Annotated in this window: 9 protein-coding genes; 7 read left to right on the plus strand and 2 right to left on the minus strand. The window is 67.1% G+C overall.

What is annotated here, in order from left to right; genetic code table 11:
• Positions 1-242 precede the first annotated feature (242 nt).
• A complete protein-coding gene (locus SPMU_RS16345) occupies positions 243-2552 on the minus strand; it encodes an FtsK/SpoIIIE family DNA translocase (protein ID WP_088335429.1) in 2310 nt (769 codons plus the stop codon).
• Between the two features lie 225 nt (positions 2553-2777).
• On the opposite strand from SPMU_RS16345, the gene SPMU_RS16350 reads away from it, so the two are divergent.
• The 7 genes from SPMU_RS16350 to SPMU_RS16380 all read left to right on the plus strand — a co-directional run bounded on the left by SPMU_RS16350 (position 2778) and on the right by SPMU_RS16380 (position 9162).
• Positions 2778-3386 carry a ribonuclease HII gene (locus SPMU_RS16350; protein ID WP_088335430.1) on the plus strand — a complete coding sequence of 203 codons (609 nt, stop codon included), beginning with the start codon at positions 2778-2780 and terminating at the stop codon, positions 3384-3386.
• A 176-nt stretch (positions 3387-3562) separates the two neighbouring features.
• Positions 3563-4702, plus strand: coding sequence for a site-specific DNA-methyltransferase (locus tag SPMU_RS16355; protein ID WP_088335431.1), 1140 nt, complete (start codon positions 3563-3565; stop codon positions 4700-4702).
• Between the two features lie 147 nt (positions 4703-4849).
• Positions 4850-5896: a dihydropteroate synthase gene (gene folP, locus SPMU_RS16360; RefSeq protein WP_088335433.1), complete on the plus strand. Its 1047-nt coding sequence runs from the start codon at positions 4850-4852 to the stop codon at positions 5894-5896.
• A 111-nt stretch (positions 5897-6007) separates the two neighbouring features.
• Positions 6008-6712 (plus strand): NRDE family protein, encoded by a 705-nt coding sequence (locus SPMU_RS16365; protein ID WP_088335434.1) that lies wholly within the window; start codon positions 6008-6010, stop codon positions 6710-6712.
• 204 nt (positions 6713-6916) lie between these two features.
• Entirely contained in the window at positions 6917-7492 is a 576-nt protein-coding gene (locus tag SPMU_RS16370) for an alpha/beta hydrolase (protein ID WP_088335436.1), read from the plus strand.
• 126 nt (positions 7493-7618) lie between these two features.
• Positions 7619-8095 (plus strand): 5-(carboxyamino)imidazole ribonucleotide mutase, encoded by a 477-nt coding sequence (purE, locus tag SPMU_RS16375; protein WP_088335437.1) that lies wholly within the window; start codon positions 7619-7621, stop codon positions 8093-8095.
• Positions 8092-9162 (plus strand): 5-(carboxyamino)imidazole ribonucleotide synthase, encoded by a 1071-nt coding sequence (locus SPMU_RS16380; RefSeq protein WP_088335438.1) that lies wholly within the window; start codon positions 8092-8094, stop codon positions 9160-9162. Before purE ends, SPMU_RS16380 begins: the two co-directional genes overlap by 4 nt.
• Before the next feature lie 785 nt (positions 9163-9947).
• On the opposite strand, the gene SPMU_RS16385 is transcribed toward SPMU_RS16380, so the two are convergent.
• A partial coding sequence (locus SPMU_RS16385) for an OmpA family protein (RefSeq protein WP_140418508.1) occupies positions 9948-10355 on the minus strand: 408 nt, incomplete at its 5' end.

Here is a 10355-nt window from a genome sequence, read left to right on the forward strand (position 1 = left end):
CGGGACTCATGATGCCGCACACGCTTAGGCCGGAAGAGCCAGTGACAGCTCACGTGGACCGTTGGATTCCGGCGCAGGGCCGGAATGACGTGCGCGTGCGATGGCGACCGAGTGGACAGGGTGCAGCGGACGACGGTCATGCCGGGCTTGTCCCGGCGTCCAGCCGCCCGCGTACCTGCTGCCGGGCATGCGTGGCGCCGTGGAGGCCGGGACAAGCCCGGCATGAGGTCGGGGCTACACCGTCAGACCGGATGGCCTTCGGTATCGCGCAGCACTTCGCGGCGGCCGACGTGGTCGGGGCGGCTGACGATGCCGTCCTTTTCCATCCGCTCGATCAGCCGCGCGGCGGAATTGTAGCCGATGCGCAGCTGGCGCTGGAGCCACGACGTCGAGGCCTTCTGGCTTTCGCATACCAGCTGGATCGCGGCGCGATATTGCTGGTCCTCGGCCGAATCCTCGCCCGTTGGCGCGCCTTCGATTTCGAAGCTCTGCTCGGGCTCCTCGGTGACGGAGGAGATGTAATCGGGCGTGCCCTGCGCGCGCCAGTGATCGGTAACGGTCTGCACTTCCTCGTCGCTGACGAACGGGCCGTGGACGCGCACGATGCCCTTGCCGCCGGGCATGTAGAGCATGTCGCCCTTGCCCAGCAGCTGCTCGGCGCCCTGTTCGCCCAGGATGGTGCGCGAATCGATCTTAGACGTGACGTGGAAGCTGATGCGCGTCGGCAGGTTCGCCTTGATGACGCCGGTGATGACGTCGACCGAGGGGCGCTGCGTCGCCATGATGAGGTGGATGCCGGCCGCGCGCGCCTTTTGCGCGAGGCGCTGGATAAGGAATTCGACTTCCTTGCCGGCCGTCATCATCAGGTCAGCGAGCTCGTCGACGATCACGACGATCTGCGGCAGCACCTGATAATCGAGCTGTTCCTCCTCATAGACGGGGCGACCGTTCTCGTCCCAGCCGGACTGGACCTTGCGCCCCAACGGCGCGCCCTTGGCCTTGGCGGCGCGCACCTTTTCGTTGAAGCCCGCAAGGCTGCGCACACCGAGCGAGGACATCTGGCGATAGCGATCCTCCATCTGCTCCACGGCCCATTTTAGCGCGCGGACGGCCTTGGCCGGGTCGGTGACGACCGGGGAGAGGAGATGCGGAATGTCGTCATACATCGACAGTTCGAGCATCTTGGGATCGATCATGATCATGCGGCACTGATCGGGCGTGAGCCGATAAAGCAGCGACAGGATCATGGCATTCAAGCCGACCGATTTGCCTGAGCCGGTGGTGCCGGCGACGAGCAGGTGCGGCATCGGCGCGAGATCGGCAATGACGGGATCGCCGGCGATGTTCTTGCCCAGAATCACCGGCAGCTGCGCGTTCTGATCCTCGAACGCCTGGCTGCCGATCAGCTCGTGCAGCGACACCGTTTCGCGCTTCGGATTGGGCAGTTCGATGCCGATCACGGTGCGGCCCGGAATAGTGGCGACGCGCGCGGAGATCGCGCTCATGTTGCGCGCGATATCGTCGGCGAGGCTGATAACGCGGGTCGCCTTGATGCCGGGGGCAGGCTCCAGCTCGTACATCGTCACGACCGGGCCGGGGCGAACCTCGACGATCGAGCCCTTGACGTTGAAATCGTCGAGCACGGTTTCCAGCAGCCGCGCATTGCGTTCCAGCGCGGTCTTGTCGATCTGCGCATTTTGCGACGGTGGCGCGGGGGTGAGCATGTCGAGCGTCGGCAGCTCGTAATCATCGCGCAGCGCCAGCTTTGCCTGACGCGGCTCCTTGGTGCTGCTGCCGGTCGCGGGGGGCGCGACACGATCGTTGATGACCGGTGCCGGGCGGTTGTCCGGCTCGGCCACGGCGCGCGGGGGCACCGGTTTGCGCGCCAGATCAGCCGGCGCCTCGTCATCTTCCGCGTCCCACTGATCGTCAGCGCCGGGAAGCGCGAGCCGTGGGCGGCGCCGCGGGATCCAGCCACGCGGCAGATCCACCTCCAGGCTGCGGCCCCAGACGACCGCGCCGGCCAGGCCCATCACCACGCCGAGTGCAACAATGCTCCACCATGTCACCAGCGGGTTGTTCGCGAACGCCAACGCCCAGCGCGCCGCAGCCACGCCGCCCAGGCCCACCGCGCCGCCCCAGCCGAACGGCAGCGCCAGCACCGCCCCGTCCGACACGCACGCCAGCGCCACCGCCATCAGCGACACGCCGATCGTCGCCTGACGCAGCATGCGCTTCCAGGCGCCAGCCGGCTGCTCACGCCACAAACGCATGCCAACTACCGGGCCGATCGGCAGCAGCAGCGCCACCGCCGGACCAAATATCGTCAGCGCGAGATCGGCGAACCAGGCGCCCGGCACCCCGAGCAGATTGCCGGTGACGCCCGATGACGCGGTGTTGAGCGAGCCATCGCCCGGGCGGTAACTCGCCAGGGCAAGCGCCATCAGCACAGTGCCGACGAACAGCGCGATAGCCATGGCGAGCGCACCGCTGCGCACCGCCCCTGCCTTCACTGTTTCGCGCCACAAGGACGGTTGCGCCCTGCTCGCCATGCCTACAACGCCCCCGACAATGTGGTGAAAATCTGACTTACGATAATCCGCCCCGGCGAGTCCGGCGTCAAGCGGCGCGCAGATCGCCCGCACCGTTCGCGCGCAACTGTGACGACAAGGGCACGCCCGCACCGCCCAATCGCCCGTGCGCCGCGACAATCGGCATTTTTTCCGGCGGGCGCAACTTGCTAAGGGGAGCGCTCCCCACCTGAGAGCCCCTGCCTGATGCCCGGATTGAAGCACGAACGCCTGTACCTCGCGCCCGTCGTTGGCGTGGACGAGGCTGGCCGAGGTCCGCTGGCCGGGCCAGTAGTGGCAGCGGCGGTGATCCTGCCGGCGCGCGGCGTGCCACGCGGCATTGATGATTCGAAGAAGCTCTCTGCAACCGAGCGGGAGCGGCTGTGCGCGCGGATCAAGGATTGCGCCGCGGTGGGCGTCGGCATCGTGGAGGCGGACGAGATCGACACGCTCAACATCTATTGGGCGACGATGAAGGCGATGACGCTGGCGGTCGATCAGGTGGCGGCCGCGCTTGGCTGTGCGCCGGGCCATGTGCTGGTCGACGGCAATCGCCTGCCGCGCTGGGGCTATGCCGCGACGCCGATCGTTAGCGGTGATTCGCAAAGCCGATCGATCGCCGCCGCCTCGATCGTCGCCAAGCATACCCGCGACACGATCATGCTGGCGCATCACGAATCATACCCACACTACGGCTGGGCCTCGAACAAGGGCTATGGATGCCCTGCGCATCGCCGCGCGCTGGCGGAACATGGCCCCTCGCCGCTGCATCGCCGCAGCTTCGCACCGGTCGCGCAGACGGTTCTTCCGCTCTGAGTCTTTTCAGCCACACCCCACCGGTTGAGTCCTCGAGGCGGGCCAGACTCAATATCTTGGAAGGTGCGCGAAATGTTCCGCCTCGCCAACGAAATGGCCGCTTTGATCCGCAATCACTGAGCGCTTGACGACGAGTCCACCGCGCGACGACCATCGCGTGCGAACAGGGGGAACGCATGGCAGTCATCGAGAAAACGCGCGTGCGTCGCGCCCGGGCCAAGACCCCGGAGGAAACGGCTGCGCTGCCACTGGACGAGATCCTGATGGGGGATTGCATCGCGCAGATGCGCGCGCTCCCGGCGAAATCGATCGACATGATCTTCGCCGATCCGCCGTACAATCTGCAGCTTGGGGGTGAGCTGTTCCGACCGGACGGCAGCCATGTTGACGCCGTGACGGACGATTGGGACAAGTTCGACACCTTTGCCGCTTATGACGCCTTCACGCGCGCCTGGCTGGCGGAAGCGAACCGCATCCTGAAGGACGATGGCACGGTCTGGGTGATCGGCAGCTATCACAACATCTTCCGTGTCGGCGTGGCGGTGCAGGACCTGGGCTTCTGGATCCTGAACGATATCGTTTGGCGCAAGAACAACCCGATGCCCAATTTCCGCGGCACGCGCTTCACCAACGCACACGAAACGCTGATCTGGGCCTCGAAGGGCGAGAAGGCGAAATACACCTTCAACTATCGCTCGATGAAAACACTGAACGACGAAATCCAGATGCGCTCCGATTGGGAATTCCCGATCTGCGGCGGTCAGGAGCGGTTGAAGGGCGCCGACGGGCACAAGGTCCACCCGACGCAGAAGCCGGAAGCCTTGCTGTACCGCATCCTGCTCGCCTGCACGAAGCCGGGTGACGTGGTGCTCGATCCGTTCTTCGGCACGGGAACCACGGGGGCGGTTGCCAAGCGCCTCGGCCGCCACTGGATCGGGATCGAGCGCGAGACCATCTATATCGACGCGGCACGCTCGCGCATCGCGGACGCCCTGCCGCTCGACGAATCGGCGCTCACGACGATGCAGAGCCCGCGTCAGCAGCCCAAAGTCGCGTTCGGCGTGCTGGTCGAAAACGCCTATCTGCCGGCCGGCAGCGTCGTGATGGATGCCAAGCGCCGCTTCCGCGCCACCGTTCGCGCCGATGGCAGCCTGGCCAGCGATTGCGGCGCGATCGGCTCGATCCACAAGCTGGGCGCGACGCTGCAGGGGGCGCCGGCCTGCAACGGCTGGAGCTTCTGGCATTACGAAGCCGAGGGCGCGCTGAAGCCGATCGACGCGATCCGGCAGACGTATTTGCTCGCGACGCAGGTCTGATCACCGGGCAGCGCTCCGGCAAAGGGGTGCCGGCCTGCCCTATACCTTCGGGAGGCAATGGCTGCCGGGTGAACAGCCTGGAACCGCCGCTTGCTCGGTCGCGGTGCCTGCGTCAGAGGTCGGATGTCTTTCGCCTGAGGATCCGCCATGCATCTCCGCCCGATCCACTTCGCCGACGCGCCATTCGCTTATGCAGATGGCGCCGTGGCTCGGCTGGCGGGCGGCATGCAGTGGTTCGCCGCTTATGAGCTGAGCGAAGGCGGGCGAACCCGCGTCATATCCGTTGCCGACGTCGCCGGCCTGGGGGGGCGCGCCGCGCAGCTTCACCAACGCTTCACCGCACCGCGCCCGCCGCTGGTGCTGGGCGCACGAACGCTCCGCTTCGATCAGCCCGTCGTCGCCGGCATCCTCAACATGACGCCCGACAGTTTCTCCGATGGCGGGATCCATCGCGAGGATCCGGCCGCGGCGGCATCGGCCGGCATGGTGATGGCCGGCGCAGGAGCCGGCGTGATCGACGTGGGCGGCGAATCCACCCGCCCTGGTGCGGCGGCGGTGTGGGAAGAGGACGAATCCAGGCGCGTGGTGCCGGTGATCGAGCGGCTCGCCGCCGCCGGTGCATTGGTTTCCGTCGACACGCGCAAGGCGTTGGTGATGGAGCGCGCGCTCGCCGCGGGCGCAGCCATCGTCAACGATGTGTCCGCCTTGTTGTGGGACAAGCGCGCGCTGGACGTGGTCGTGCGCGCCGGATGTCCGGTGATCATCATGCACTCGCCCGATCCGGAGAAAGGCGGGCATGGCAGCGGCGGCTATCGCCACGTCGTGACGGAGGTGTTCGACTGGCTCGACGCGCGGATCGACGTGCTGGTTGCCGCCGGTATCGACCGCGCGAAGATCATCGTCGATCCGGGGATCGGCTTTGGCAAATCGCTGCAGGACAATTTGGCGCTGATTAATGGCCTGGCCATGTTCCACGGGCTGGGCTGCCCGATCATGCTCGGCGCCAGCCGCAAACGGCTGATCGGTGCTCTTTCCAACGAAGCGCCGGTGGGAGAGCGGCTCGGCGGCTCGGTCGCGCTGGCGCTGAAGGGCGCGGAGGCCGGCGCGCAGTTGTTGCGCGTGCATGATGTCGTGGAAACGGTGCAAGCGCTGCGGGTGTGGCGGGGCTTGCGCGATCGCGCGCTGCTCGGCTGAGGCCCGCCCGAACCGTTCGGGATTGGCGCGCGATGCAGGCGGCATGTTCACGGCGGCGCCTGAAAGAGGTTAAGGGGAGCGGATGAGCCGTTCGCCGCGTCGATCCCGCTGATGTGTGTCGTTGCACTCGCCTGGCGAGCCCACCCGCGCTGGCAACTCGTCGTCGCGGGCAATCGCGATGAGTTTCATGCGCGCGCTTCGGCACCGCTCATGCGGTGGGAGGACGCGCCGCATGTGCTCGGCGGCCGCGATCTCGTGTCCGGCGGCGGCTGGATCGGCGTTTCCGAGCAGGGCCGCTTTGCCGTGGTGACCAATGTCGCTGGGTATCCGCGCGGCGACGCAGCGCCCTCGCGCGGCGCGTTGGTCGCGGATTACCTGCGCCACGGCGCGCTGCCCGCCAACACGGCGCTCGGCACTTATGGTGGGTTCAGCCTCATGACGATCGGCAAGGAGGCGGAGTACCGCACCAATCGTTTGGCAATCGCGCATCAACCGTTCGCGCCTGGCCTCCACGGCATTTCGAACGGGCCACTCGATCCGCCGTGGCCGCGCACCCGCACGCTGAGTGAGGCACTGGGCGCGTGGCTCGACAATGACACCTCGCCCGGTGAACTCCTCGATCTGCTTGCCGACGAGACGATCGTAGTCCCAGGTGAGCGCCCGGTCTTCATTCGCGATGCGGTGTACGGCACGCGGTGCAGCACGGTGATCGCCATCGCAGATGACGGTGCCGGCGTGATCATCGAGCGGCGCTTTGGCGCGTCCGGCATCGCGGACGGCGACACGCGGCTGGCGTTCGCGTGGCCGCCAGGCTGAACGTCTATCCGCGCCGATCCAGCCGCTTACGATCATTGCTGCCGTTATATTGTTTGCCGCAGAGCAGCTTAGCGAGGGGCCGGCGCACGAGGCCGTCATGCGCCGCACACCTGATGATGGCGTCGAGGCGCGTCACGCAAGGCATTGCGGCGGCCAGGCGAATGGTGCCATGCTGCTGTTATTCCTCGATTCGGAGAGGGCGCCATGTCGATCGCCGCGGCTATCATGCCGGACCGTTTTTCGATCATCACCATCGGTGCTCCGGGCGTCGACGCTCCTGCGTGGAACACGCGGCTGCGCTGGCCCAGTCAGGGCGATGAGCATGTCGTGCTGGACAGCGGCGAGCGGCGCGGCATCTGGGCGGCACAGCTCGATGCGGCCGTGATGCGGGCTGACCGCGCCGTCGTGCTCGTGGCGGAGGGGATCGGCTGCCATGCCGCATCATGGTGGGCGCGATTGTCGCCGGCGAGCTACGTATCGCGCGTTGCCGGCGCGCTGTTGTTCGATCCGCCTGCGGTGAACGGGCGCGATCACGCCGCTTTTGCCTCGCCGGCGATCGCGCTGCCCTTTCCGTCGCTGGTGCTTGCCAGGGACGTGCCCGAAACCACCGGGGTCACCATCGAGAGTTGGGGAAGTCGTCTCATCGACGGCCGGCGGCACCGTCAGGGCGAGCTTCGCCCCTGGCGAAGCGCGCAGCGGCTGATCGAACGGGTGACGCACAAGGTGGTCGAGCGCGACGTCGCCCGGATCCTGGCGCTTCACCCGCAATCGCGATCCTGACTACCGGCGGCCGAGCATCGCCGGCACCAGCGACGCTTGGCCAACGTCGAGCAGATCACGCCGGCGGCGGCTTCCAAGCAAAGCTTGCCTGTTGCCCTCGTCAGCGTGCCTCGCTAACCGCGCGCTATGACGCTTGTCGGCATCATCATGGGCTCGACCTCCGATTGGGAAACGATGCGGCATGCCGCGGAGACGCTCGACACGCTCGGCGTTTCTCACGAGACCCGCGTGGTTTCCGCACACCGCACACCGCAGCGGCTCTATGATTATGCCACCCATGCCGCGGATCGCGGGCTGAAGGTGATCATTGCCGGTGCCGGCGGTGCGGCGCATTTGCCCGGCATGGCGGCTGCCATGACGCATCTGCCGGTGCTGGGCGTGCCGGTGGAATCCAAGGCGCTGAAGGGAATGGACAGCCTTCTTTCCATTGCGCAGATGCCCGGCGGCATTCCGGTGGGCACGTTGGCGATCGGCAAGGCAGGGGCGATCAACGCAGGCCTGCTTGCGGCCTCGATCCTGGCGATCGGCGACGAAGCGCTTACCGCCCGCCTGAAGGCTTGGCGTACCGCACAGACCGAAAGCGTGGCGGAGCTTCCTGCGTGACCGCGTTGCCGCCTGGTTCCACGATCGGCATTCTCGGCGGCGGTCAGCTCGGCCGGATGATCGCATCCGCCGCCGCGCAGCTTGGCTATCGTACCCATGTGCTGGCGCCCGATCGCGAAAGCGTCGCCGCGCAAACCGCCTCTTCGCTCACACGCGCCGATTATCACAATCGGGTGGTACTGGCCGACTTTGCGGCGCAGTGCGACGTCGTCACCTACGAGTTCGAGAACATCGCCGCTGAGCCCGTCGAATGGCTGGCGGAGCGCGTGCCGGTCCACCCCTCGCCCGTCAGCCTTCGCGTGGCGCAGGACCGGCTGGCGGAAAAGGCGTTCGTCGCCGACCTGGGTGGTACACCCGCTCGCTGGGCTGCCGTTGGAACACGCGCGGCGCTCGACGCAGCGATCGAGCAGATCGGCACGCCTGCCGTCCTGAAGACGACGCGGATGGGCTATGATGGCAAGGGCCAGGCGCGCTTGGGCACGCCGGCGGATGCCGACGAGGCCTGGGCCGCGGTCGGCGGCGCTGCGGTGCTGGAAGCCTTTGTCACCTTCAGCCACGAGTTTTCGATCGTGCTGGTCCGCGGCGCGGACGGCACGATGGTGAGCTACCCGCCGCCATGGAATGAGCATGCCGATGGCATCCTCGCGCGCTCCACCGTTCCCGCGCCGCCGCCGATCGCGGCGCATTGGACGGAGGCGGCGGCCCTGACGGGGCGTATCGCCGACGCGCTGAACCATGTCGGCGTGCTCACGTGCGAGTTCTTCGCCACGGCGGAAGGGCCTGTTTTCAACGAGATGGCGCCGCGGGTCCATAATTCCGGCCATTGGACGATCGAAGGCTCCGTCACTTCCCAATTCGAAAACCATGTGCGCGCGATCTGCGGCTTGCCGCTGGGCGACACGGGGCTGACGGGTGCCGGCGTGACGATGGAAAATCTGATCGGCGACGAAGTAGATCGTTGGCCGGATCTGCTCGCCGAGGCCGGCGCCCATGTCCACCTCTATGGCAAGCGCGAAGTGCGTGCCGGGCGCAAGATGGGACATGTGACGCGGGTTACGCGGCGGTAACCCACGACGGAGCGCCAGCGCGTCAGGCGAAGCGCCTGACCCGTTCTGCTTTAATCTCGGGGCCGCCCCCCTGAACTCTCTAGCGCTCCGAGGTTTGTTATCGGAGGCGATCAGCGCAACCTCGCCGCTTGCGGGCCCGGCGCGGGCATCGCCACGTTCTTACGAGGCCGGGCGCCTCGCCTCCGGCCGCTCCCTCGCCGCAGCAAAGCGATGCTGGCAAGCAAGCGTAGCGGAGAGCCGGAGCGGCGCGCTTACCGGTCTTTAAACAGATACCGAAAGGCCCTGACGCGCGTTGGACGAGGGCGCCCATGATCGCCACGATCATCACATCAGCTGAGAAGCGCTGGGCACAAGACAACGTAGCCCCGCGACAAGCATGCGGCGCACAGCCGAAGAAGCGATCGCACGTGCCAAGCCGCAGCCGCTCGTCGGTCCGCCCATCGGGCACTCCGGGGACTGCCCGTCCGTCGCACCGGCATCATCGGACTGTCCGCTGACACACTAGCCCGCGCCACACTGGCCGTCATCTTGGCAGGGCCCGCCGAACAAGAGCGACGCCGCGATCGGGCCCACCAAGGCCGGCGCCGGATGGAAAACGCCGATCCGCCTGCTTTCGAACGGCGCGCGCGTCCGTCCGCAGCGGCGCGAGCCTTACCCGAAGGACAAAAGCACCAGCTTTGAGCCTCACGGCCGCATCCCGCCCGACCTTCTACATTGGCGTTAGCACAAAAAAAGAGGGGCCGGAAAATCCGGCCCCTCCCAGTTCGTCTGTCGAGACGAAGGTCTTACATGCCCGAACCCGGACCGTAGGTGACCTCCACGCGACGGTTCTGAACTTCGCGAACACCGTCGGCAGTGTCGACACGCGGACGGCTTTCGCCGAATGCTTCGGTCGAGATCGCCCCTGCCGGGATCGAACGCGAGGTCAGGTAGCCCCGGACCGCGTCCGCACGGCGCTGCGACAGGCCGACGTTGTACGACGCAGAGCCCGAACGGTCGGCGTGGCCGGCCAGCATGACCTGCGCGTTGCCGCACGACTGGTACTGCGTGACGGCGTTGTCGAGGATCGACGAAGCCTCTGGCGTGATGTCCGACTTGTCCCACTCGAAGAAGACAATGAACGGACCCGGCGAGCAGACCACCTCAGGCGGCGGCGGCGGCGGCGGCGCCTGAGGTGGTCTGCTCGCCGGGTC

This window comes from Sphingomonas mucosissima, assembly GCF_002197665.1.
GTDB lineage: Bacteria > Pseudomonadota > Alphaproteobacteria > Sphingomonadales > Sphingomonadaceae > Sphingomonas > Sphingomonas mucosissima.

What these genes read in the sequence shown, in the direction of transcription:
- purE (WP_088335437.1), top strand. Translation starts at nt 7,619, where the DNA reads ATGACGCTTGTCGGCATCATCATGGGCTCGACCTCCGATTGGGAAACG.
- SPMU_RS16345 (WP_088335429.1), bottom strand. Translation starts at nt 2,552, where the DNA reads ATGGCGAGCAGGGCGCAACCGTCCTTGTGGCGCGAAACAGTGAAGGCA.
- SPMU_RS16365 (WP_088335434.1), top strand. Translation starts at nt 6,008, where the DNA reads ATGTGTGTCGTTGCACTCGCCTGGCGAGCCCACCCGCGCTGGCAACTC.
- SPMU_RS16370 (WP_088335436.1), top strand. Translation starts at nt 6,917, where the DNA reads ATGTCGATCGCCGCGGCTATCATGCCGGACCGTTTTTCGATCATCACC.
- SPMU_RS16350 (WP_088335430.1), top strand. Translation starts at nt 2,778, where the DNA reads ATGCCCGGATTGAAGCACGAACGCCTGTACCTCGCGCCCGTCGTTGGC.
- folP (WP_088335433.1), top strand. Translation starts at nt 4,850, where the DNA reads ATGCATCTCCGCCCGATCCACTTCGCCGACGCGCCATTCGCTTATGCA.
- SPMU_RS16355 (WP_088335431.1), top strand. Translation starts at nt 3,563, where the DNA reads ATGGCAGTCATCGAGAAAACGCGCGTGCGTCGCGCCCGGGCCAAGACC.